The organism is Pelagibacterium lacus (assembly GCF_003345525.1).
In the GTDB taxonomy this organism is placed as follows: domain Bacteria; phylum Pseudomonadota; class Alphaproteobacteria; order Rhizobiales; family Devosiaceae; genus Pelagibacterium; species Pelagibacterium lacus.
On sequence record NZ_QQNH01000005.1, the window covers coordinates 20,333 to 43,084 of the forward strand.

General features: G+C 63.5%; 22 protein-coding genes. 9 read left to right on the forward strand and 13 right to left on the reverse strand.

Going from position 1 to position 22,752, the window contains the following annotated elements:
- Positions 1-5: 5 nt before the first annotated feature.
- The 4 genes from DVH29_RS05125 to DVH29_RS05140 are packed head-to-tail and all read right to left on the reverse strand — an operon-like array spanning position 6 to position 3,175.
- Positions 6-641, reverse strand: coding sequence for an SDR family NAD(P)-dependent oxidoreductase (locus DVH29_RS05125; RefSeq protein WP_114645091.1), 636 nt, complete (start codon positions 639-641; stop codon positions 6-8).
- 20 nt (positions 642-661) lie between these two features.
- A complete protein-coding gene (locus DVH29_RS05130; protein WP_114645092.1) occupies positions 662-1,342 on the reverse strand; it encodes an SDR family oxidoreductase in 681 nt (226 codons plus the stop codon).
- A gap of 34 nt (positions 1,343-1,376) precedes the next feature.
- On the reverse strand, positions 1,377-2,186 hold the full coding sequence (locus DVH29_RS05135; protein WP_199562527.1) for an ABC transporter permease: 810 nt from the start codon (positions 2,184-2,186) through the stop codon (positions 1,377-1,379).
- Positions 2,183-3,175 (reverse strand): ABC transporter ATP-binding protein, encoded by a 993-nt coding sequence (locus DVH29_RS05140; RefSeq protein WP_342769872.1) that lies wholly within the window; start codon positions 3,173-3,175, stop codon positions 2,183-2,185. Before DVH29_RS05140 ends, DVH29_RS05135 begins: the two co-directional genes overlap by 4 nt.
- Positions 3,176-3,279: 104 nt before the next feature.
- On the opposite strand from DVH29_RS05140, the gene DVH29_RS05145 reads away from it, so the two are divergent.
- From DVH29_RS05145 to DVH29_RS05160, 4 genes are all read left to right on the forward strand, one after another.
- On the forward strand, positions 3,280-4,068 hold the full coding sequence (locus DVH29_RS05145; protein ID WP_114645094.1) for an SDR family oxidoreductase: 789 nt from the start codon (positions 3,280-3,282) through the stop codon (positions 4,066-4,068).
- A gap of 30 nt (positions 4,069-4,098) precedes the next feature.
- A complete protein-coding gene (locus DVH29_RS05150) occupies positions 4,099-5,472 on the forward strand; it encodes a dihydroorotase (protein WP_114645095.1) in 1,374 nt (457 codons plus the stop codon).
- A gap of 81 nt (positions 5,473-5,553) precedes the next feature.
- A complete protein-coding gene (locus tag DVH29_RS05155) occupies positions 5,554-6,504 on the forward strand; it encodes a dihydrodipicolinate synthase family protein (RefSeq protein ID WP_114645096.1) in 951 nt (316 codons plus the stop codon).
- 26 nt (positions 6,505-6,530) lie between these two features.
- Positions 6,531-7,316, forward strand: a complete 786-nt coding sequence (locus tag DVH29_RS05160; RefSeq protein WP_114645097.1) for an SDR family oxidoreductase — start codon at positions 6,531-6,533, stop codon at positions 7,314-7,316.
- 60 nt (positions 7,317-7,376) lie between these two features.
- Here the strand turns inward: DVH29_RS05160 and DVH29_RS05165 are convergent, their stop codons facing one another.
- On the reverse strand, positions 7,377-8,072 hold the full coding sequence (locus DVH29_RS05165; protein WP_114645098.1) for a GntR family transcriptional regulator: 696 nt from the start codon (positions 8,070-8,072) through the stop codon (positions 7,377-7,379).
- 277 nt (positions 8,073-8,349) lie between these two features.
- Between DVH29_RS05165 and DVH29_RS05170 the strand changes: the two genes are divergently transcribed.
- Together DVH29_RS05170 and DVH29_RS05175 are read left to right on the forward strand one after the other, a co-directional pair.
- Positions 8,350-9,675, forward strand: coding sequence for a Rieske 2Fe-2S domain-containing protein (locus DVH29_RS05170; protein ID WP_158541566.1), 1,326 nt, complete (start codon positions 8,350-8,352; stop codon positions 9,673-9,675).
- Positions 9,676-9,730: 55 nt separating this feature from the next.
- Entirely contained in the window at positions 9,731-10,723 is a 993-nt protein-coding gene (locus DVH29_RS05175; protein WP_114645100.1) for a PDR/VanB family oxidoreductase, read from the forward strand.
- Positions 10,724-10,819: 96 nt separating this feature from the next.
- On the opposite strand, the gene DVH29_RS05180 is transcribed toward DVH29_RS05175, so the two are convergent.
- From DVH29_RS05180 to DVH29_RS05195, 4 genes are all read right to left on the reverse strand, one after another.
- On the reverse strand, positions 10,820-11,857 hold the full coding sequence (locus tag DVH29_RS05180) for a nitrilase-related carbon-nitrogen hydrolase (protein ID WP_114645101.1): 1,038 nt from the start codon (positions 11,855-11,857) through the stop codon (positions 10,820-10,822).
- Positions 11,858-11,935: 78 nt separating this feature from the next.
- Complete coding sequence (locus DVH29_RS05185; RefSeq protein ID WP_114645102.1) at positions 11,936-12,952, reverse strand: ABC transporter substrate-binding protein; 1,017 nt, start codon at positions 12,950-12,952, stop codon at positions 11,936-11,938.
- A 131-nt stretch (positions 12,953-13,083) separates the two neighbouring features.
- A complete protein-coding gene (locus DVH29_RS05190) occupies positions 13,084-15,117 on the reverse strand; it encodes an amidohydrolase family protein (RefSeq protein WP_147276007.1) in 2,034 nt (677 codons plus the stop codon).
- Positions 15,118-15,301: 184 nt separating this feature from the next.
- Positions 15,302-16,228, reverse strand: coding sequence for a DMT family transporter (locus tag DVH29_RS05195; RefSeq protein WP_245944884.1), 927 nt, complete (start codon positions 16,226-16,228; stop codon positions 15,302-15,304).
- Positions 16,229-16,260: 32 nt separating this feature from the next.
- Between DVH29_RS05195 and DVH29_RS05200 the strand changes: the two genes are divergently transcribed.
- Entirely contained in the window at positions 16,261-16,461 is a 201-nt protein-coding gene (locus tag DVH29_RS05200; protein WP_114645104.1) for a hypothetical protein, read from the forward strand.
- A gap of 6 nt (positions 16,462-16,467) precedes the next feature.
- Here DVH29_RS05200 and DVH29_RS05205 read toward each other — a convergent pair whose 3' ends face one another.
- The 4 genes from DVH29_RS05205 to DVH29_RS05220 form a co-directional block, all read right to left on the reverse strand.
- The gene (locus DVH29_RS05205; RefSeq protein ID WP_342769873.1) at positions 16,468-18,114 is read right to left on the reverse strand and encodes an electron transfer flavoprotein-ubiquinone oxidoreductase; all 1,647 of its coding nucleotides are present in this window, start codon (positions 18,112-18,114) and stop codon (positions 16,468-16,470) included.
- Positions 18,115-18,148: 34 nt separating this feature from the next.
- Complete coding sequence (locus DVH29_RS05210) at positions 18,149-19,081, reverse strand: electron transfer flavoprotein subunit alpha/FixB family protein (RefSeq protein WP_114645105.1); 933 nt, start codon at positions 19,079-19,081, stop codon at positions 18,149-18,151.
- A gap of 19 nt (positions 19,082-19,100) precedes the next feature.
- The gene (locus DVH29_RS05215) at positions 19,101-19,850 is read right to left on the reverse strand and encodes an electron transfer flavoprotein subunit beta/FixA family protein (protein WP_114645106.1); all 750 of its coding nucleotides are present in this window, start codon (positions 19,848-19,850) and stop codon (positions 19,101-19,103) included.
- A 153-nt stretch (positions 19,851-20,003) separates the two neighbouring features.
- The gene (locus tag DVH29_RS05220) at positions 20,004-20,894 is read right to left on the reverse strand and encodes a LysR substrate-binding domain-containing protein (RefSeq protein ID WP_114645107.1); all 891 of its coding nucleotides are present in this window, start codon (positions 20,892-20,894) and stop codon (positions 20,004-20,006) included.
- A 265-nt stretch (positions 20,895-21,159) separates the two neighbouring features.
- Here DVH29_RS05220 and DVH29_RS05225 point away from each other — a divergent pair, with 265 nt between their 5' ends.
- Positions 21,160-21,543, forward strand: a complete 384-nt coding sequence (locus DVH29_RS05225; protein WP_114645108.1) for a Zn-ribbon domain-containing OB-fold protein — start codon at positions 21,160-21,162, stop codon at positions 21,541-21,543.
- Positions 21,540-22,697, forward strand: a complete 1,158-nt coding sequence (locus DVH29_RS05230) for an acetyl-CoA acetyltransferase (RefSeq protein WP_114645109.1) — start codon at positions 21,540-21,542, stop codon at positions 22,695-22,697. Before DVH29_RS05225 ends, DVH29_RS05230 begins: the two co-directional genes overlap by 4 nt.
- Positions 22,698-22,752: the final 55 nt, after the last annotated feature.

The window sequence follows — 22,752 nt, forward strand, 5'->3', positions numbered from 1 at the left end:
TGGTCCTACCAGGGCAGCTCCCTGCCGTCATGGGACAGCAGGGACATGGCCTCCCGGGGCACGGCCGAAGCGATGACCTGCCGCATGGCTTGCACCGATGCATCGACATCCGGTGTCTCGGCGGGGCAAATGGGAATCCAGCTACACCCCGGCTCGTTCCACTCCGCTGCGATACAGCGCAGGAGTTGATGCATGGCGGCCCGCGAGGCCCGGGAGATATAATCCCCTGGCTCCCCCGGCAGGGCCATCGATGCCGAGCAGCGCGACACAGCGACGATTTTCTTTTGCCCGCCCGCCATGACATTGGCCTTCAGCCGGCTGATCAGCTCCAATGGGGCCAGGGCGTTGGTGATCATGGCCGACTGCCAGACGGCAGGAGACGTATCGTCGGGCGGCGGCGGCGTGCCATGCGCTCCACCGACGACGATCAGCACATCGAGCGCCGTGCCGGCGAGTTGCCGGGCGAGGCGGTCGGCCCCGCCCTCGGCCATCGGGTCATAGGAGACGGAGACGACATTGGGAAGCGCATCGAAGGGCCCGCCGGGACCGGCGGCAAAGACCGTCCATCCACGCGCTGCATAGTCCTGGGCGAACCGGCGTCCGATCTCCTGTCCGACATCGGCTACAAGAACTGAAGGCATGCCTGTTCCCCCGCCATCCGCTACCAGGGAACGTCCTGGCCATCGAACCCGATGAGGCGCCCGCGATCCTTGAGCGACAGGCCCTCGATGACCTGGCGCATGCCCGCGACGCTTGCCTGCACGGGCTGCCCGGCACCGCCGGTCATGTCCGTCGCCACCAGCCCGGGGCGCAACAGCACGCAACACAGCCCGTCCGCGCCCCATTCCCGGGCAAGGGTGCGCCAGATGGCGTTGAGGGCGGTCTTGGAGGCGCGATAGGCGTATTGCGTCCCCCAATCGTTCGCGCTGATCGAGCTCATGAGGCTCGACATCGCCGCGACCACGCGGCGCTGCCCCAGAAGGACATTGGGCTTGAGGGCACGCGCCAACAGCAACGGGCCAATGACATTGACGGCCATGACGTTGAGAAAGTCGTCCCTCGACACAGCTTGGGCGGCGGCCTTGAGGTCGCCGCTGATCCCGGCATTGGCGATCAAAACATCGATCGGGACGCCCCGCAGGTTCGCGGCCAATGCCTGAATGCTCGCGCCATCGGAGGCTTCGAGCGGCACTATGCTGACCTGTGCGCCCAACGTTGCAAGCGCTTCGGCCTGCTCCGGCTGACGCGCCGTCGCGAGAACCGTCCAGCCCTCCGCCGAATACTGACGGGCGAGCTCCAGGCCAATGCCACGATTGCCGCCGGTGATCAGGACTGTCGACATCGTTTCACCCGTCATTGCCCTGCGGCGGACCGTATCAGTTCTTTTCGCTCGCGCTCCGGACAGAGATGTGCCAGGGCAACATCGCCCGCTCGGCCAGCCCGATCAGCCAGAAGAACACCATTCCGATGGCGGACAGGAAAATGATCGCCGCGAACTGCTGGTCCATGCGGAAATTGGACCCGGCGATCATGATGATGTAGCCAAGCCCGCCATTGGCGCCCACGAACTCGGCAACCACCGCGCCGATGACGGCCAGCACCGACGCCAGCTTGAGACCGGCAAAGATCGACGGCAGGGCCTGGGGCAGACGAAATTTCCAGAAGGCCTGAAGCGGCGTCGCCCCCATGGACCGCGCCAGATGCAGCATCTCGGCGGGAACCGAGCGCAAGCCGACCACCGTGTTGATGACGATGGGGAAAAAGGCGATGAGCGTGACGATCGCCACCTTGGGCGCCAGACCATAGCCGAAGCCGGCCAGCAGCAGGGGCGCGATAGCCACCTTGGGGATGGTTTGCGATCCGACGATCAGAGGATAAACGGCGCGATCGAACACGTGCGAATAGGTAATGAGCGTCGCCAGCGGAACCCCGATGAGCGTCGCCAGCACGAAACCGATCCCGATCTCGGCCAGGGTTATGCCCGAATGGATGAACAACAGCCCCCACATGGACTGCATCGCAACCATGATGTCCGACGGCGCGGGCAGCATATAGGCCGGCACATCGCTCAGCTTGGCGGTCATTTCCCAGATGGCGACCAAGGCCACGAGCGTGATCAAGGCATAGGGAACGCGGAAATTGTAGAATATGTTCTGCTTGATGGAAGCCGCATTGATGCTGGTCACTCGTCATCTCCTTCGCGCAGCACGCCCAGCGACTTGAAGATCTGGGTGACTTCATCGGAATAGGTGGCAAACTCCCGGCTTTCACGGATGGAAAGCCGGCGGGGGCGCGGCAGGTCGATGTCGATGATGCGCTCGATCCGTCCGGGGCGGGGCGACATGACGACCACGCGATCGCTCAGGAAAATCGCTTCCGAGATCGAGTGAGTGATGAACAGGACCGTCGTATGGGTCTCGCGGCAGATGCGCAGCAGATCGAGTTGCATCTGGTCGCGCGTGAGCGCATCCAGCGCTCCGAACGGCTCGTCCATGACGAGCAGGGGCGGCTTATGCAGGAGCGCCCGGCAAATGGAAACGCGCTGGCGCATGCCGCCGGACAGCTGATGGGGATACGCGTTTTCGAACGCATCGAGCGAAACCATTTTGAGCAGTTCGCGCGCCCGGGCGGCAGCCGGCCCCATGGGCATGCCGCGAACCTCGGCCTGCAGCAGGACGTTGCGCAGCGCGGATCGCCATTCCATGAGGACGTCGCGCTGGAAAACGATGCCGATATCCGAGCGGGGGGAATCGACCATCTGGCCGCCCACGCGGATATCACCGCCCGTGCGCTTCATCAGACCCGAAAGCAGCATGAGCAGCGTGCTCTTGCCGCAACCGCTCGGCCCGACGATGGAAACGAATTCCCCTGACTTGATGTCCAGGCCAATATCGCTGAGCGCCTGAACCGGGCCAAACGATTTCGACACATGCTTTATCGAAATAAAGCTGTCCGTGTCCGGTGTGTGAAGCATGCCATCTCCTTTTTTTCTTGATCGCCATGGTGTGGCGTCTTCGCGCCCTTGGAAGCCATGTCCGATCTCCAACCCTCCGTTGGTACATTGACGGTATTCCACTTTCACACGCCGCGCAATACTTAATGACGGCCATCTGACGCGGGTGTCGAAATTCACCGTGCAACACGGGTCTCGCGGGCCTTTTTCCAATTCATCCATTCGCGTGCAGGCCGGACGTCTGGACAAGGGCGATACGGTATTCTAATGGTATCCCAAATTAGGCAATAATCGCCTTCGCGCGGCATCGCAGAGAAAGAGGGAGCATGGATCTGGGCCTGACCGGTAAGAACGCCATCGTTCTGGCCTCCAGCCAGGGGTTGGGTTACGGCGTGGCCGCCAAGCTCGCCGCGGAGGGCGCCAATGTGCTCCTGACAGCCCGCAATGCCGACAGGCTCGCCGCCGCTGCCGCCCAGATCAACGCCGTCGGACCGGGGCGCGCCAGCACCTTCGCCTGTGATCTCGGCGATGTCGAAAGCGCCTCGAGGATCAGCGAAGCGGCCGGGCGCGTATTTTCGCAGACCGATATTCTGGTGAACAATTGCGGTGGACCGCCGGCCACGCCGGCCAGCGAGATTTCGGCGGCGCTGTGGACCGAGCAGTTTTCGCACATCGCCCTGCCGATATTTGAGTTGTCCCGGTTGATCCTGCCCGGCATGCGCCAGCGCCGATGGGGCCGGATCATCACCATCGGATCGAGCGGTGTCGAAGAACCCATCCGCCACCTTCCGCTGTCCAATGCCCTTCGGGCCGGCCTGGCCGGCTGGCTCAAGACGCTGGCCAGCGAGGTCGCCGCGGACGGGGTCACCGTCAACATGATGATACCCGGCCGCATCAAGACAGACCGCGTCGTGGCCATCGATGCCTTCAGGGCCGCCAAGGACGGAACCTCGACGGAGCAGGTGATCGCGGATTCTCTGCGGCAGATACCGGCCGGCCGATACGGCCGCGTCGAGGAATTTGCCGCCGCCGCTGCGTTTCTGGCGGGCGTGCCGGCCAGCTACATCACCGGATCTTTGTTGCGGGTCGATGGAGGCATGATTGGATCTCTTTGAACCGGCCACTCGTATGACTGAGGAGCACATATGCTGGATTTGATCATAAAGGGCCGGGTGGTGACCCCGTCCGGCACGCTGGACGACGGCTGGGTTGGCGTGGCCGGGCAAACCATCGCCGAAATCGGAACCGGCCCCTGCCCCTCCGCAACGACGGTCGATGACGCCGGCCAGGCCTATATCCTGCCCGGCATCATCGACGGCCAGACCCATGCCGGCAGCCAGTTCGGCTTTCGAGGGCTTGAGGCAACCACCCGTTCGGCCGTGGCCGGGGGCGTCACCACCATCGTGGATATGCCCTATGACGACCCCGAGCCGGTCGCCTCCGGCCCGGTGCTGGCGCAAAAGATCGCCGCCGTGGAGGAGCACGCCTATGGCGATGTGGCTCTCTACGGAACGATTTCACCCACATTGAACACAGACGACATACACGCCCTCATCGCGGGCGGGGTGTGTGCATTCAAGATCTCTTCCTTCGAAAACCATCCCACGCGCTTTCCCCGCATCGGCAATGACACGACGCTCGATCTGCTCGAGCTTCTGGCCGAAACCGATATTCCGCTGGGCCTGCACAATGAGGACCAGGAGATCGTCCGCTCCCGCCTGGCCCGGCTGACCGAAGCGGGCCGCCACCACATGCGCGACCACAGCCCCAGCCGTCCCGAAGTCGCCGAGCTGGTCGCCACTGCCACCTTCCTCGAACTCGGGGCGGCCACGGGAGCTCATGTCCATATCGTCCATATTTCGACGCCGCGGGGCTTTGAACTGGTGCGGCACTACCAGGCCCGGGGCGTAAGGGCGACGGCCGAGATGTGCGTTCACTATCTGCATTTCGACGCGGCGGAAGATGCCGATCGGCTCGGCGCCCTGATGAAGGTCAATCCGCCCATCAGGGACAATGTCAGGGAGCAGTTGTGGAAAGAGGTCGGCGATACCGCGGTATCCCTCGTCTCGTCGGACCACAGTGCCTGGCCGCTCGCCCGCAAGCAGTCGGCTTCCGTCCATGACAACGCCGCCGGGATTCCCGGCCTCGAAACCCTGCTGCCGGCCTTTTTCTCCGGCGCGGAAAAACGCGGCCTCGATGCGGCGGCCCACTGCGCCAGACACCTCTCGGAAGGGCCGGCCAAGCTGTTCGGCCTTTGGCCCCGCAAAGGCGGCCTGATCCCGGGCGGAGATGCCGACATCACGGTGTTCGCGCCCGAGCCCTGGACCTTCTCGACCGGCGACGCGCTGGACGGACTCGGATGGAGCCCCTTTGACGGCGAGCCCTTTTCCGGGCGCGCCGTGGCGACCTATGTGCGCGGCACCAAGGTCTGGGACGGCACCAAGGTCATCGGCGCGCCGGGCCATGGCCAATTCATTCCGCGGGCCCCCGGGCCCCACCGCTCGCCCGTCGCCGGCTAGCCCCACTGCCCGGGCCGCGACGCAATCACCACCAATGGCGCGATCTACCCTCAGCATGCGCAAAACACCGGAGTCACCGCAATGAAACTGAATGAACAGGCACGCGGCGTTTACGTCATCGCCGCGACCCCGTTTGACGACAACGGTGCTGTCGACCAGGACAGCATCAACAGCATGGTGGATGGATATCTCGCCGCCGGGGTCAGCGGAATTACCATATTGGGCATGATGGGCGAGGCCAACAAGCTCTCCGAAGCCGAGAGCAAGAGCGTCATCACCGGCGTTCTCAACCGCGTCGACCAAAGGGTGCCCGTGGTGGTGGGCGTCAGCAGTGCCGGCCTCGATCCGCTGGTCGCGCTGTCCAAATTTTCCATGGATGCCGGAGCGGCCGGCGTGATGGCGACGCCCATCCCCTCGATCCGTACGGACGAGGCGCTGTACGGCTATTTCGAGCGTGTCTGCAATGCCATAGGCTCCCAAACCCCGCTGGTGTTCCAGGACTATCCCTTCGTCACCAGCGTGCACGCCTCGGTGCCGGTGCTGGAGCGCCTGATCGATGATTTCGCCCAGATCGTCATGATCAAGCACGAGGATTGGCCCGGCCTCAGCAAGCTGACCCGCCTGCGAGCGGGCAGCGACAGCGGCGCCCATCGCCGGGTCAGCATCCTGGTCGGCAATGGCGGCATGTATCTGCCGCCGGAACTGGGACGCGGCGCCGATGGCGCGATGACGGGCTTTGCCTATCCGGAAATGCTGGTCGATGTCTGCGATCTCTATAGCGCCGGAAAGGCCGAGCAGGGCGAGGACCTGTTCGATCTCTATCTGCCCTTGCTCCGCTACGAAGCGCAGCCGGGCATCGGCCTCGCCCTGCGCAAGGAATTGCTGCGCCGGCGCGGCCTGATGGCCAGCAGCTATGTGCGCGCACCCGGTCCCCGGCTGAGCAAGGAGGATCACGCGGAACTCGACAGCCTGGTGGCCCGGCTGGAGCGCAGCCTGCACGCCGCAGGCATCCAGCCCCGCAACCTGGTCTGACCGCATCTTTACAAGGAACTATCATCATGGATTTGGGTATCGAAGGCAAAGTGGCCTTGGTGCTGGGCGCCGGCGGCGGGCTGGGCAGCACCATAGCGCGCACCCTCGCCGGCGAAGGCGCGCATGTGGCCGTCGCCGACATCAACGGCGCAGCGGCGCAGGATACGGCGGACGCGATCGTGAAGGACGGCGGCAGGGCCATCCCCCTCGCCTGGGACCTCGCCGACCGCTCCGTCATCGCGCACAATCTGGCGGGCACCGCGAACGCGCTGGGCCCCGTCGACATCCTGGTCAACATCACGGGCGGCCCCCCGCCGACTCCCGCCGCGGGGCAGGATGCCGATCTGTGGACCGGTCAGTTCGAATCGATGGTCCTCTCGGTGATCGCCATCACCGACGCGGTGCTGCCCGGCATGCGCGAGCGTCAATGGGGGCGCATCATCACGTCGACCTCGTCGGGGGTGGTCGCTCCCATTCCCAATCTGGGGGTGTCCAACGCCCTGCGGATGGCGCTGCTGGGCTGGTCCAAGACGCTGGCGCGCGAGGTCGGCAGGGACGGCATCACCAGCAACATCATCGTACCGGGCCGCATCGCCACCCAGCGGATAACCTTTCTCGACGAGCAGAAGGCCAAGCGCGAAGGCAGGACCGTCGACGCCGTGGCCAGTGAAAGCACCGCGTCCATCCCGGTCGGACGCTATGGCACGCCGCAAGAATATGCGGATGCCGTTGCCTTCCTCGCCAGCGCCCGGGCCTCATACCTCACGGGCTCCGTCATTCGCGTTGATGGCGGGCTCATCCAGAGCATTTGATCGCGTCGCTTACCCGCCCGATGGTGATCCGCCGGGCGGGTGAGCGCTACCGGCGTCCGGTCAGGCCACGGCCGGCTTGACCCCCGAAAGCCGTTCGATAATCGCGGTCTTCACCTGGGCGAGGTGCTGGGACATCGCCTCGCGGGCCCGATCACGGTCGCCGCTCTCGATAGCCTCCAGCAGCATATGGTTGCCGTTCTGGTTCGAGGTGAAGGGGCGGCTGATTCCATTGCGATAGACATTGAACACATGCGTGCGCCGGCGCAGGTCCCGTATCATGGTCGCAAGGAGCTTGTTGTTCGACGCCGCGGCGATTTCACCGTGCAGAAGATCGTCTGCCGCCCAGATCTCTGCCAGCGTCGGGTTGGGCTTGGCGGCGGTTTCATTGAGGACGCGGCGAATCCGCTCCAGGGTTTCAGCCGGTATTTCCCCTGCCGCGAGCCATGCGGCCTCGGCCTCGAGAATCTGGCGGACATTGATGATTTCAATGAAGGCCTCCGCGGTGAACGGGCTGACCGTCACGCCCCGGCTGGCCTGCTTATAGACCAGGCCCTGGGATTCCAGCCGGCTCAATGCTTCCCGGATGGGCGTTCGTGAGGCCTTGAGGCTTTCGGCCATCTTGCGTTCGGTGACGATATCACCGGGTCGAAGTTCCCCTCGGATCAGCAAATCGATCAATTGTTCATAGACGGCTTCGGTCAGATTCGGGCGCTCGCCCCTGCTATCGGCCGAGCCTGGGACCTGCTCTGGGCGCATCTGTGTCTCCTTGGTAGTCTGCCGTGAGGAATGTCAGTGGTACTTCCGCTGCATATCTCACATATCCCACCCATGGTAATAATCCATCTGGGCGGTTCCACAACGAGAATCGCAGCTTTCCGGCACATTGCTCCGCAACCACCCTCTTGAATTGTCCGGTGGATCAAGTAAAGTAAGTGGTATACCGTTGGCGTGCAACATGGGTACAATGCGGGATCGCCAACCTCACAAGGCCTGGCCTGCTGGCTCCCACGACACTGAGAAACTGGAGAACATCATGATTACACCACAGGAAAACGAGCAGCTCTCCCGGGTCGGCCCCGGCACATTGATGGGCAATTTCCTGCGCCAGTTCTGGACGCCTGTGTGCCTGTCATCCGAACTTGTTGCGGACGGCGATCCGCTCCGTCTCATGATCATGGGAGAAAAGCTGATCGGCTTTCGCGATACATCGGGCCGCGTCGGCGTTCTCGATCATCGCTGCCCCCACCGGTGTGCGTCGCTGTTTTTCGGACGGAACGAAGAGAACGGCATCCGCTGCGCCTATCACGGCTGGAAGTTCGACGTGGAAGGCAAGTGCCTCGACCAGCCCAACCTGACCGACAAGAACAAATTCCCGGCCGGCGTGCCCGCCAAGGCCTACAGGGTGAAGGAGCAGGGGGGGCTGGTCTTCATCTATATGGGCAATCGCGAGGTTGCACCCGAGCTTCCGGAACTGGAGGCGATCATGGGCGAGGCCAATGACCTCAACATCGCCCTCACGCAGCGGGAATGCAATTGGCTGCAGGCCCTCGAAGGCGATATCGACACCTCCCATCTCGGCTTCCTCCATGTGGGCGGCGTCGATGGCGAGAGGCTGGACATGAACGATCCGGAACGCTTCACCGTCATCAACAAGGCACCTACGATCAACGTGTCCGAAATGTCGTTCGGCACCATGTATTCGGCCCAGCGCGACGCCTTCGAAGGCACCGAGCATCATCGCTTCGCCTGCTTTGTCTACCCGTTCTGGGTGACCTATCCGTCCCATAGCCTCGAGCACAATGTGACGGCCAATGCCTGGGTGCCGATCGATGATGAGAACACCATGATCTTCAACATCGACCTGACACGCGCCCAGGGCCGGAACAAGCAGCTCAAATACGCCGACGGCACGCAGGTCCCCGGCCTTGCCCGGCCGCTGGACTATCTGCCCCGCACGACGGACTGGCAGGGTCGCTGGCGCGCCGCCAAGAATTTCGCCAACGACTACGGAATCGACCGGGAGATGCAGCGCAGCGGCGAAAGCTACACCGGCATCACCGGCATTCCGCTGCAGGACCAGGCCATCCAGGAAAGCATGGATTCCATCGTCGACCGCACCATGGAGCACCTGGCCGCGAGCGACCGCATGGTCATGCTGACCCGCAAAGTCCTGCTGCAATCGGCGCGCGACTTTGCCGAATCCGGGCAATTGCCGGAGGTCCTCGACAATCCCGCCCTCGCCCGTGACGCGCGTGGCGGCGATATCGTCGTTCCGGTCGGGACCGACTGGCTGGAAGGCTATGAGGAAAAGATGGCCCTCGCCAAGGGCTATCGGCCCAAACTGGACGTTGCCGAATAATCATTGTCAGCTTGCCGTGTTTCAGGCGCGGCAAGCTCCATTACCGTTGGATCCCATGAATCTTTCTGCACCCCTGATTGCCGACCAGAGCCAGCAAAGCCTGCTCGCCGTTCGTGTCCACACCATCCGCTATGAAGCAGAAACCATTCGCTCGGTGGAATTGCGCTCCCTTGACGGGGCACAGCTGCCGCCGTTCACGGCCGGTGCACACATCGATCTTGAAATTCCGGGCGGCGATTTCCGCAGCTATTCGCTGGTCAATTCACAAGAGGAGCGGCACCGCTACCTCATTGCCGTCAACCGCGATCCCAAGAGCCGCGGCGGATCGGCCTATGTCTGCGATACCATGCGGCCAGGAGACATCGTGTCGATCCGCCCGCCGCGCAACAATTTCGGCCTCTATGAATCGGCAGGCCACAGCATCTTCTTCGGCGGCGGCATCGGCATCACCCCGATCATCTCCATGATCAGCCGCCTCAACGCTCTGGGCCGAAAATGGACGCTGTATTACGCCGTGCGGAGTCGGGCGGCGGCCGCCTATCTCGATCTCATCGAGCACTATCGGCAACAGGGCACGGGCAGAGTGGTGCTGCATGTGGACGAGGACAATAATGGCGGGGTTCTCGATATCGCCGGACCCTGCCGGGACGCCGAACCCGACGCCCATTTTTACTGTTGCGGCCCCAAGCCGATGATCGACGCCTTTTCCAGCGCGGTGGCGGAGCGGCCCGACGATACCGTCCATGTCGAGCATTTCTCCGGTACGGTGGAGCCGGCGACCGGCGGATTTCGCGTGGTGCTGGCGCGGTCGGGAAAATCCTTCGATATCCCCGAGGGCAAGACCATCATGAGCGTCCTCCTCGACAATGGCGAGTTCGTTGCCCGATCCTGCCAGGAAGGCGTGTGCGGCACCTGCGAGACCCGCGTGCTGCAAGGCATCCCCGATCACAAGGACCACGTTCTGTCGGCACGCGAACGCACGAGCAACAAATCCATGATGATCTGCTGTTCGGGCGCCAAGACCGATGAACTGGTTCTCGACCTGTAGCCCCCTGCCCTGCATCAGCCGGACGGCGTGAATGCGCCCCCTCATCCAGGCGGAAGCGCATCCAGTGGCTGCCCGTTGCGGAAGGCTCGCGCCAGCTTATGCGTCCGGCGGCACGACGATTCCCGACCCATACAGCGTGTCGAGGCCGATCTGCACCGGCCCGGCCGTTTCGGATATGTCTGCCATGGGCCGTTGCGCGAAACTGTTGGGCGGGTAGACGGCGAGATTGCCCAGCAGGGGCCGGTAGATCTCCCAGCGCCCCCGCAGCAGGGTGTTGCCCATGCCGGTGTCGCGGCGGGCTTGCCGCAGCGCTTCCACATCGATCTCGGCGGTCACGTCGACACCGGGTTCGGACCCCTCGCGATACGCCAGGGTGCGGCCGCGGAAATCGATGATGCGGGAACGCCCACCCTTCACCGAACCATCGGCTGAAAAACCGATGCCATCGGCGACATTCGCACTGATCAGATAGACCATGTTCTCGGCGGCGCGGGCGATCTTGGCCGCCTCCTGGGACGGGGTGTTGTCCTCATTGGTGGGGTGCAGGATGATCTCGGCACCCTGCGCCATCAGGCACCGGGCCACTTCGGGAACCGCAATCTCGCCGCAGGCGATCATCCCGATCCGGCCCAGTTCGGTGTCCACCACGGGGAACGTGCCATCGATCCCATGATGGTCCAGATACTGATCCATGACATCATGGGGAGACGGCCACGCCGCCGTGTTGATCCGGCGGTATCGCAGGATCACCTCGCCGCGCGGATCGATCAGCGCGCAGCTGTTGAAATAGCGCCCCGGCCATTGAGGATCGGATTCGAACTGGTTGAAGCCGATATAGATGCCATGCCGCCGGGCGGCATCCTGCAGCGGCGCGCTTATCCAGCCGGGAACGGAGCACACTGCAAGGTCGAGCCAGCGATCGATCGTAAGGCCATGGGGAGGCCCTTGCAGGCCGAATTCCGGCAGCACCACCACTCGGGGCGGGTTGTCCCCTCCGCAGGCGAGATCAATGAGTTCGATGGCCTTTGCGACATTGGCCTTGATGATGGCGCGAGCGGCGTCCGGCGTTTCCGCCTTGGTCGCGAGGACGCTCGGCATCTGTATGCAGGTGGCGCGCCACGGTTGAATGGTCATGATGGGTATTCCGTATGCATTGTGAGGTCGGTGCCAGGACGCGGGGGCAGACGGTCACCCGTCTGCCCCCGCAGGCAATCATTGCTGCGGCACGAAGTCGTTGGTGTACACGCTGCTGATATCGACCTCGCCCTGCAGGTCGAAATAGTCGCGCAGCAATTGGGCCGTCTGTTCCCAATCGGCTTCGGCGGTCCAGCCAAAGGGCTGGCCTTCCGAATTGGCCGAGTGCAGGAAGGGCGGGAAAGCGGCCAATTGCTGACTCTGGAGTTCCACGTCGACCAGAGGCCGCGCGGCGGCCAGCGCCTGGACGGCGGCCGTGGGATCCGCCAGACCCTCCTCATAGCCGCGAGCGGTCGCTTCCATGAATTTGCTGAGAAGATCCCCGTTTTCCGCGGCAAAGCTCTGGGTGGTCACAAAGCCATTGCCGAGCAGGTTGATGCCAAAATCGGAAAACAGAATCGGCGGGGCGATAGGGGCCTGGCGTGCTACGACGAGCGCGTCGGTGAAGCTCCAGCCAGTGGTCGCCTGGGCGCTGCCGCCCAATACGGCGGGGATGGACTGGCCGGAAGCCGTGTTGAGGATGTTCACCTTGGAGGCGTCGACCCCGGCGGCATCCAGGAAGGCCGGGAACAGCTTGGACGCGGCGCTGTCGGGCGGCGTCGAAACCGTCCGGCCTTCCAGGTCCTGCGGGGTCAGGACGGGATTGCGCTCGAGCGACACGATGGAATCCGGCAGGCGCTGGATCAGCCCGCCAATGGCAATCAGGTCCATGCCCTGGGCGATCGACTGCAACATGGTGGTGTAATTGGCGATAACGACGTCATTGGTCCCCGCCGCCACCGCCTGCAACGCGGCATTGGACCCCTGACCGTCCTCCAGCGTCAGGTCAATGCCGGCTTCACGATAATAGCCCTTGTCGATGGCCAGAAAGATCGGCGCGTGATAGCCGCTGGGCAGCCAATCGAGACGAAGGCTCAAACGTTCGAGCTCCTGGGCATTGGCGAAGCCGGCGCTGCCCAGGGCGGCAACGCTTGCGAGACCCGCCAGGGCGAAAGCGACCGCCTTGCCCCGCAATCGGGAATGAATGGTGTTCATATAGTCCTCCTCTTATGTATACCAATGGTATGTGAATCAGTTTTGTCTTGGAAAGCGCAAGCGATATCTGGGTTTTGGCTCCTTTGCGATGATATCCGGCACGCTTTGGGTGTTCGGCCCTCCGCCTCCTCCTAGAGGGCAGGCTCGATCGGCTGCAATTCGCGCGGCCAGAGGAGCGTCGTGGTCTCCTTCATGTCGATGAGCTTTCCCTCGGCCGTCAGCCGATAGGTCTTGCTGGCCCGTTGGCCAAGACGGCTGACGTCGACCCGCCACAATCCGTCATCGGCGGCGACCCCGGTCTCGTCCGCAGGGGCGATAGCGAGCTCGGTGGCGCCCAGACTGGGGCCTTCCACATCGAGCGCAGGAACGCGCGCCGTGCCATGTCTTGCCACGATGCGTGGCAAAAAGCTGAGCGAAAGGGCCTCGCCCGGCACGCGCGGCGCGCCGGGAAGGACAGCCTCGGTTTCCATTCCGTCCATCGCGGTATGGCGCTGGCGATACCCCATGCCGTCCGACCAGCTTATGGTCGTGGTTTCCTTGCCCACGAAGCTCTCGATCTCGATTTCGCCGTGCTGAACGTTCATGTTCTCGTCGAGCGTGAGCAGGGATGTCTGCCGCTGGGGATGCCGCCGCGGATTGGCCCCGGAATGGCGTTCCTCAATCAGCCAGCCGCCATTGGACAGACGCGAGTGGCGATAGCCCACCTGCCCGAACTCGGCATCGCAGATCCGCTCCTGCCAGATGCCCTCATCTACGACCTCGCCAGATCCCGCAGCGGCGGGCAGGGTCGTCGCGGCCACCGAGGGCGCCCCTTTTTTGGCCAGCGCCGCGCGCTGCTCGAGCAAGCTGTCGAGAACCGTCCGGTCGAGATGATGGCCGTTGACGAAAACCTCATCAACCGTGCGCAGCGCCCGGAGATCCTCAAGCGGATTGTCGCGCAGCAGGATCATATCGGCGTATTTGCCCACCGCAATGGTTCCCCACAGATCCTCTTCGTGCATGAACCGGGCCGCTTCGCTCGTGGCGCAGCGCAGCGCGTCGAAAGCGCCCATTCCGGCACTGGCGAAATTCTCGATCTCCTCGAGCAGAACCGGCCCTTGGATATTGTAGGGATTGATGCCGTCGGTGCAGGTAAGTTGCGGCGCGCCTTCCTCGTGGAAAATCCCGATCATGCGGTGAAAGGCTTCCGCCCGCCGCTGCGCGAGGGAGCGCCATGCGACGGCGTCGATGCGGCCGCGATGCGACCACCGGATGATCGTGGTTTCCCAGTCATTGATGGTCGATTGCGGAACATAGCGGAGATCGGGATCGGCCAGCGATACCTCCAGCGGACGGGCGGCGCGCTGGTGGAAGGCGAGGGTGGGCAGGCTCCAGGCATCGTGCGCGGCGAGGAACGCCCCCAGCCGGCGGATCTTGTCGAAATCGAGCTTGGTGCCGGGGGCCGGATCGAAGCGGTCCCAATAGGTCTGGCCCGCATGCGCATCCAGCATGTGGTCGCGCGCCACCAGATGGCACTGGTGAAAGCCGCTCATGCCCACCTCGACCGCCTCTTCCCACGACACGGCGTTGGGACAATTGCCCGCAAGGCGCATGCCCTGTTCGGCGCTCGCCTCGCCCAGGGCCGTCAACACCTCCTTGCTCAACAGCGAGAAGGGCATGATCTGGTCGTAGCCGCGGCCGGCGAAATGGCGGACGAGGTCTTTCGCGTCCTCGGGCCGGGTGAGCGGATAACCGTCATACATGTCGGTTCGGCCGTTGGGCCCGATGCCGTCGATCCCCGGGGTCACGGTGATCATCCGAGGACTGGGAAAATCTCGCCGGGCGGCCGCCTGCGCCATGGCAAGCTGGAAGGCATTGCTGCTGGTCCGCGCCGTGGTGATGCCATAGGCGAGATAGAGGGGAGATTCGGCGGGGTCGCGATAATGGGTATACATGTCGGCCAGCCCGGGCATGAGGAAACGCCCCCCGCCATCGATGACAGCCACGTCTTCGTCGATCTGCATTTCCCCCGAGGGAGAGATAGCGAGGATCTTGCCCGCCTCGAACAGGATCGTGTGGTTCGGCAGCGTCCGCCTGCTGTCCATCGGTATGATGGTCACGTTGCGGATGGCGGTGCGGCCCATATCGGAGCCCGGAAATTTCAGATCAAGGAATTCACTGGACACTCTTTCTCCCTTCCTGCCTGGATGCGCGGCAAGGTTCCCCGGATATAAATATACTTATAGTATGCTGATGGAATACCAATAAAACACGCGATGGCTCACCCGTCAATGCGAATGATGATGCGGGCATTCGGCGGCCGGCACCCCATCCTCTATCGCGAGCGGGCGCATCGGCGCGCATTGCGCCTCATTGTCCGTTCCGCTCCCGCAATTGGTGCTCGCGCCCCATGACGTAAAGCGCTCCGCCGATGATGATCGCGGCACCGGCGAGCGTCCATTGGTCCGGCAACTGCCCGAACACCACATAGCCGGACCCGATGGCCCACACGATCCCCAGATACGGGTATGGCGCCAGCGCCGCCGCCGTCGCCATCTTGTGCGCGCATACGACGAGATAATGCCCCAACGCGCCCCACAGACCCAGCCCCAGCAGCAGCGTCAACTCGACCGGGTCGTGCGGCACCTCGGCGACCGGCAACACCATCGGGAGCAGCAGGAGCACCGCCGTCAAGGCGGGAAAAAGCGTCAGGCTTTGCGTGGTCTCGCTCGCCCCCAGATACCGGGTCATGAGGGTGTAGAGCGACATGCTCACCATGGCGCCAAGCGCATACAGATGGCCGACCTGGAACCCGCCAAATCCGGGCCGGACGATGACCAGCACGCCGGCGAGCCCGGCAAAAACGGCGAGCCAGCGCCGCCATCCGGGCCATTCGCGCAGCAGCGGCCCCGAAAGCGCGGTGATCACCACCGGCGCCAGAAAGCCGATCACCACCGCCTGGTCGAGTTGCAGCGTGCGCAGCGCGGAAAAATTCAGCAGTGTCGCACCCAGCAGCGCAAGCCCGCGGCACACCTGCAAAGGCAGGCTGCGCACCCGAAACGGGCCGGGATTATGCCAGGCGCGGAAAGCGATGAGCACCAGCGGAACGTGGATCAGGAATCGCACCCAAGTGACGAATTCCGCGCGGTAGCCGGCCGTCACCAGATATTTGGCCGAACTGTCGAGCATGCAGAACGACCCGCCGGCAGCGATCATCACGAGGACGGCCCTGAGCGGTGCCGCCTGGCCCGTGCCGAGGCGCGCCACCGCCGGCATCCTGTCGCTGTCGAAACTCAAGCCCAGGCCTCTTTTCCCTCGCCACTTCGGCCATGCTGATTTTCGGCACGATGGATTGCCCATTGCCCGAGCCGACGGAACAGCATCAATACACCATTTGGATTCTATTGGAATACCATATTGCTGAGAACGACCTCCCTTGCTGGCTGGCCGAATTGCGCTCGCGCGCTACGGGGCAATTTTTTGGAAAGGCACGCCTGAAAACGGCGAACCGTGGCGACGCCAGCGCCTGAGCGCCGTCAGTAGTTGGGGCCGGACCCACCTTCGGGAAGAACCCAGTCGATGTTTTGCGAAGGGTCCTTGATGTCGCAGGTCTTGCAATGGACGCAGTTGGCCGCGTTGATCTGCAATCTTGCCTCGCCCTCTGTCCGGACGATTTCATAGACGCCGGCCGGGCAATAGCGCTGCGCCGGCTCGTCATAGAGCGGCAGATTGCGGCTCACCGGTACATTCGGATCGCGAAGACGCAGATGGACGGGCTGGTCCTCGTCATGGCTGATATTGGCCAGATAGACCGATGACAGCCGGTCAAATGTCAGTTTTCCATCGGGTTTCGGATAGTGTATCGGCTTTGCGTCCCTGGCCGGGCGCAGGGTGGCGTGGTCGGGCTTATCCAGCCTCAGCGTGCCGAAGGGCGAGAGTTTGAAGAGCTGGTTGCACCACAGGTCCAGCCCGATGAGCCCCATGCCGACCAGCGTGCCGAAACGCGAGAGCAGGGGCTTGGCATTGCGCACGGGCTTCAGATCGTCGGCGATGGGACCATCCACCACCATTTCAGCCAGATTGGCGACGGTATCGCCGCCGCGCCCGGCTTGCAGCGCCGCAAAGATCGCCTCGGCGGATTTGATGCCCGACCACATGGCGTTGTGGATGCCCTTGATACGGGGCAGGTTCATGAATCCCGCCGAGCACCCGGCCAGCACGCCCCCCGGAAAGGCCAGCCGGGGGATCGACTGCCAGCCGCCGCTGGTCATGGCGCGGGCCGAATACCCAACGCGTTTGCCGCCCTCGAGCAGAGCCCGGATGGAAGGGTGGGTCTTGTAGCGCTGCATTTCCCCGAACGGGGACAGATGCGGATTGGAATAATTGAGGTGAACGACAAAACCGATCTGCACGGTGTTGTCCGCCCCATGATAGATGAACCCGCCGCCATTGGTATCTTCGGTCAGCGGCCAGCCAAGCGTGTGTTCGACATGGCCCAGCCGGTGCCGGGCCGGGTCGATTTCCCAGATTTCCTTGATCCCGATACCGTATTTCTGTGGTGCGCTGTCGGCGGCGAGGGCGAAACGGGCAATGAGACGCTTGGCCAACGCCCCATGCGCGCCTTCGGAAATGACCGTATAGCGCGCCAGCAGATCCATGCCGGGCGCAAAACTGGGCTTGGGCTGGCCGTTGCGGTCAACGCCCATATCTCCCGTCGCCACCCCGATAACAGCTCCGTCTTCGCCATAAAGCAGGTCGGAAGCGGCAATGCCCGGATAGACATCGATGCCCATCGCCTCGGCCTGTTCGGCCAGCCAGCGGCAAAGATCGCCCAGGCTGATGATGTAATTGCCATCATTGTGGAGCGCTTTGGGCAGTACGATGCCGGGAATGGGGAACCGGCGCTTTGCCGTAAGATAGGAGAAAGCGTCGGATGAAACCCTGATCGTAACCGGCGCGCCGCGCTGGCGCCAGTCCGGGATGAGACTGTCAAGGGCCGCGGGGTCGAGGACGGCGCCCGAAACGATATGCCCGCCGATCTCGGCCGCCTTTTCGAGAACGACGATCGAGAGATCGGTACCCGCCGCGTCGCCCATCTGCTTGAGACGGATTGCCGTCGACAGGCCCGAAGGCCCCGCGCCCACGACGACAACATCCACCGGCATCGATTCCCGCTCGGTCACGCCATCGCTCCTTCCTGGAAAATCCGGAGCCGCTTCAGAGCTTGCCGGTCAGCTCGGGAACGGCCTCGAAAATGTCGGCGACAAGGCCATAATCGGCGACAGCGAAAATCGGGGCTTCGGCATCGGAGTTGATCGCGACGATGACCTTGCTGTCCTTCATGCCCGCGACGTGCTGGATGGCTCCCGATATGCCGCAGGCGATATAGAGATCCGGCGCGACGATCTTGCCCGTCTGGCCGACCTGCCAATCATTGGGCACATAGCCCGAATCGACGGCGGCGCGTGAGGCACCGATGGCGGCATTGAGCTTGTCGGCCAGGGGAACGATGGTGGTTTCGAACGCCTGCTTGCTGCCCAGGGCGCGCCCGCCCGAAACGATGATCCGGGCCGAGGAGAGGTCGGGACGATCGCTGGGCGAAGCGTCGAGCCGCACAAACCGCGTCCGCACCGGACCGGCATCGAACGCCAGGGTTTCGATCGGCGCCGAAGTCTCAAGCGTCGAGGCTGCCTCAAAGCTCGAGGTTCTGACCGTGACGATTTTCTTGCCGTCGCGCGAACGCACGGTCTCGATGGCATTGCCGGCATAGATGGGCCGGGAAAAAACGTCAGCACCCTTGATCGCGACGACGTCGGAGAGTTGCATCACGTCGAGACGTGCCGCAACGCGGGGCAGGACATCCTTGCCGCTGGAGTTCGCGGCGGCCAGAATGGCGTCGTAGCGATCGGCCAGTTGCACGAGGATATCGGCGACCGGTTCGGCGATGAAATGGGCGAGCGCCTCGCCATCGGCAACCAGAACGCTGCGGGCACCCGCGAGCCGGGCAGCAGCTTCGGCGACCGGCGCGACGCCCTGGCCAGCGACGAGGATGTCGATGGCATCGCCCAACCGTCCGGCGGCGGTGAGAAGTCTCGCGGTCGCTTCGGACAGCGTGTGATTGTCGTGATCGGCAAGAATGAGAATAGGCATGGGTGTTTCCGCCACGCGTCTAGAGAACGCGCGCTTCCTCCTTGAGTTTGAGGAGCAGTTCATCGACCGAGGAGACCATCCGCACCGCCTTGCGGGCAGCCGGCTCGCTGACTTCGAGAACCTCCAGCCGAGGCGCGACATCGATGCCGAGCTCTTCGGGAGAAAGCTCTTCGAGGGGCTTTTTCTTGGCCTTCATGATGCTTGGAAGCGATGCATAGCGCGGCTCGTTGAGCCGCAGATCGGCGGTGATCACCGCCGGAAGCGTGAGCGAGAGCGTCATGAGGCCCTGATCGACTTCGCGCGTCACCTCGACATTGCTTCCGTCCACCACGATGGCCGAGGCGAACGTCGCCTGCGGCCAGCCCAGAAGACCGGCCAGCATCTGCCCGGTCTGGTTGCTGTCGTCATCGATGGCCTGCTTGCCGGCGAGGACGAGATCGGGGGCCTCGCGTTCGGCGATGATCCTGAGCAGTTTTGCGACGGTGAGCGGCTCGATCCGCCCCTCGCAGCGCACGAGGATTGCCCGGTCGGCACCGATGGCCAAGGCCGCGCGAAGCGTTTCCTGCGCCTGTTGCGGACCGATGCTGACCGCGACCACCTCGTCGGCCTTCCCGGCTTCCTTGAGACGAACCGCTTCTTCGAGCGCGATTTCATCGAACGGGTTCATGGCCATCTTGACCGATGCCAGATCAACGCCGCTGCCATCGGGCTTGACGCGGATCTTCACATTGGGATCGACAACGCGCTTGATGGGTACGACAATCTTCATGAAGGGTCCTGCACCTTGAACATTGATTTCGCGGCCCGCGAACGGGCCCGAATATGCTCCACTATCTAGGGCAACCCCGGTTTGGCGAAAACTTCGCTGTGCTTAAGCTGGGATGAGAAAAGATCATCAATGGCGCAGCGACCGATATGCCGTCTATTGCGGCCGCGTCTGCCCGAGTTCGTCGCCGAGCCAGCGAATGAATTTCCGGCCCTTGAGATTGGGTTCGGTCCCCTTCTCCCACATGACGAAATAGGCGAGGTCGCGTTTGACCACATCAAACAGGGGCACCAGCGTGCCCGCCTTGATTTCTTCCGCCAGCAGCCGGGTCTGTCCGATGGCAACTCCCATGCCCTCGATGGCCGCCTGATAGGTGAGCAGCGAGCTGGGAAATTCCACGCCATCGTGCCAGAGGTCCCGGCGGCCGATGTCGTCGAGCCAGTCCTGCCAGTCGCTGCGGCGATAATGGGAGTGGAGCAGCCGCGCCGTGGCGAGATCGTCGACGGTTTCGAGTTTGTGCTCGGCCAGATAGGACGGGCTGCAAACCGGCTGCATGATGTCATCGAACAACAGCTTGTGGCCATCGGTGATCTGGTCGGGCGTGGCGAGCTGAATGGCGAGATCGACGGTTTGCGACGCGAAATTGGCGGGCTTGATGCCGGTGGTGAGCTTGATTTCGATCTGGGGATGGAGGGCGGAAAACCGCGACAGGCGCGGGATGAGCCATTTGGCGGCGAAGGTGGGATAGACCACCAGCCTCAACGCCTCGCGCGACTGACTGATGCGCAAGCGCCCGGTCGCCGATGCGATGGCGGCGAATGCGGGCCCGATCTCATCGAAATATTTCGTGCCCGCCGGCGTCAGAGCAATGCCCTGATGCTCGCGCGTGAAGAGCTTGAGCCCCAGATAGGCTTCCAGCGTCGCGATCTGGCGGCTGACGGCGGACTGGGTAACCCGCAATTCCTGCGCAGCCCGCGTAAAGTTTCCCAGCCGCGCCACGACTTCGAAAACATGCAGGGGATTGAGCGGGGGTATCGTACGGGTCATCGCCTGAAATCCATTGTCGGCCCGGGACCGTCCCAGACCGATAAAAAGTCATCGCCCACTGCGCTACGTGCAGTTGAAGCCTAATTGGACAAACGTCAACATAGCCATGGTCGGTCTACCCTGACATGACCAAGTCATGGGCACTGCACCGTGACAAAATCAAGCCTGGGGCAGCCCGGCAGCCGCGATACGCAGACGCGGGGCCGCACCGGACATCGAAAACGGCCGCGCAGTTTCGACGCGGCCATTTGCGTATGGGCGCTTCATGACACTTGCTTTGGAAACCTCCCCCCTTTCGACCTATCTCGACTATCTCCGAGCCGGAAAGCTCGCCTATCAATTCGATCCCGTGCGGCAATCCGCCGTGTTCTATCCGCGCGTTGCCGCACCCGGACATGGGGGCAACCTCGAATGGCGCATCAGCCAGGGGCTCGGCACCGTTTACGCCACCACCGTGGTGCATACGCGCAACCAGCAACCGCACAATGTCGCCCTCATCGATTGCGACGAAGGCTTTCGGCTGATGAGCACGGTCAAGGGCATTCCGCCCGAAAGCGTGAGGATCGGAATGCGGGTGCGGTTCGAGACCGAGGACATTGTCGACGACGACCCCCGCCCCGTTTTCGTGCCCGAGGAGAACGCACAATGAACCCCGGTTTGAAGCGCGGCTCCGCCGCTATCGTGGGCGTGGCCGAATCCGACCTGGGCGCCGTGGCCGAAGGAATGAGCATTTTCGATCTCATGGCCCAGGGCGTGCGCAGGGCGCTCGATGATTGCGGGCTGCGGCTCGATCAGGTCGACGGCGTGTTCTGTGCGGCATCCCAATCGCGCATGTCGGCGCTGGCCTTGTGCGAATATCTGGGGATCGACCCCGCCCATGCCGATTCCACCTTTGTCGGGGGCGCTTCCTTCGAACTCCACGTCGCCCATGCCATGGCTGCCATCGACGCGGGGCTGTGCAAGGTCGCGGTGATCGCCTATGGCAGCACCCAGCGCACCATAGGGCGCAAGCACGCCTCGGCGCGCGAGTTCAATCCCTATGAAACCCCGTTCAAGCCATTCCTTCCCGCATCCGCCTATGCAATGGCGGCCAGCCGCCACATGCACGAATTTGGCACGACGCGCGAGCAGATGGCGCAAGTGGCCGTTGCCGCGCGGCAATGGGCGCTGATGAACCCGGCGGCCTGGGAAAAAACCCCGCTCAGCGTTTCGGACGTGCTCAATGCCCGCCCGGTGAGCGATCCCTTCACCGTGCGCGACTGCTGCCTTGTCACCGATGGCGGCGGAGCCATCATCCTGGCCTCCCCCGAAATCGCAAAAACGCTGAAAAAGGCCCCCGTTCCGGTGCTGGGCTTCGGCCAATCGCTGACCCATGCCAACATTTCGAGCATGCCCGATCTGACGCGGACCGGCGCCATCAAATCGGGAGCTCAGGCCTACGCGATGGCCGGGCTGGGATGCCAGGACATCGATGTGGTCGAACTCTATGACGCCTTCACCATCAACACGATCCTGTTCCTCGAAGACCTGGGCTTTTGTCCCAAGGGCGAAGGCGGCCGGTTCGTCGAGGGCGGCAGGATCGCGCCGGGCGGAAGCCTGCCGGTCAACACCAATGGCGGCGGGCTTTCATACTGCCATCCGGGAATGTACGGACTGCTGATCCTCGTCGAGGCGGTGCGCCAATTGCGCGGCGAGTGCGGCGAACGGCAGGTCAAGGATTGCGAAACGGCCATCGTGCACGGCAATGGCGGCGTGCTCTCGGCACAGAGCACCGTCATTCTAGGGACCATGGCGACGATTTAAGGACGCAAAGTCCACAAACCGAAAAGGGGGACGCAGCGTTCAGGCTGCGTCCCCC

Coding starts and splice junctions, on each gene's coding strand:
- DVH29_RS05145 (WP_114645094.1), top strand. CDS start 3,280: ATGGATCTGGGCCTGACCGGTAAGAACGCCATCGTTCTGGCCTCCAGC.
- DVH29_RS05210 (WP_114645105.1), bottom strand. CDS start 19,081: ATGCCTATTCTCATTCTTGCCGATCACGACAATCACACGCTGTCCGAA.
- DVH29_RS05185 (WP_114645102.1), bottom strand. CDS start 12,952: ATGAACACCATTCATTCCCGATTGCGGGGCAAGGCGGTCGCTTTCGCC.
- DVH29_RS05180 (WP_114645101.1), bottom strand. CDS start 11,857: ATGACCATTCAACCGTGGCGCGCCACCTGCATACAGATGCCGAGCGTC.
- DVH29_RS05175 (WP_114645100.1), top strand. CDS start 9,731: ATGAATCTTTCTGCACCCCTGATTGCCGACCAGAGCCAGCAAAGCCTG.
- DVH29_RS05200 (WP_114645104.1), top strand. CDS start 16,261: ATGCTGATTTTCGGCACGATGGATTGCCCATTGCCCGAGCCGACGGAA.
- DVH29_RS05220 (WP_114645107.1), bottom strand. CDS start 20,894: ATGACCCGTACGATACCCCCGCTCAATCCCCTGCATGTTTTCGAAGTC.
- DVH29_RS05160 (WP_114645097.1), top strand. CDS start 6,531: ATGGATTTGGGTATCGAAGGCAAAGTGGCCTTGGTGCTGGGCGCCGGC.
- DVH29_RS05165 (WP_114645098.1), bottom strand. CDS start 8,072: ATGCGCCCAGAGCAGGTCCCAGGCTCGGCCGATAGCAGGGGCGAGCGC.
- DVH29_RS05125 (WP_114645091.1), bottom strand. CDS start 641: ATGCCTTCAGTTCTTGTAGCCGATGTCGGACAGGAGATCGGACGCCGG.
- DVH29_RS05130 (WP_114645092.1), bottom strand. CDS start 1,342: ATGTCGACAGTCCTGATCACCGGCGGCAATCGTGGCATTGGCCTGGAG.
- DVH29_RS05225 (WP_114645108.1), top strand. CDS start 21,160: ATGACACTTGCTTTGGAAACCTCCCCCCTTTCGACCTATCTCGACTAT.
- DVH29_RS05140 (WP_342769872.1), bottom strand. CDS start 3,175: ATGGATGAATTGGAAAAAGGCCCGCGAGACCCGTGTTGCACGGTGAAT.
- DVH29_RS05150 (WP_114645095.1), top strand. CDS start 4,099: ATGCTGGATTTGATCATAAAGGGCCGGGTGGTGACCCCGTCCGGCACG.
- DVH29_RS05215 (WP_114645106.1), bottom strand. CDS start 19,850: ATGAAGATTGTCGTACCCATCAAGCGCGTTGTCGATCCCAATGTGAAG.
- DVH29_RS05155 (WP_114645096.1), top strand. CDS start 5,554: ATGAAACTGAATGAACAGGCACGCGGCGTTTACGTCATCGCCGCGACC.
- DVH29_RS05170 (WP_158541566.1), top strand. CDS start 8,350: ATGATTACACCACAGGAAAACGAGCAGCTCTCCCGGGTCGGCCCCGGC.
- DVH29_RS05230 (WP_114645109.1), top strand. CDS start 21,540: ATGAACCCCGGTTTGAAGCGCGGCTCCGCCGCTATCGTGGGCGTGGCC.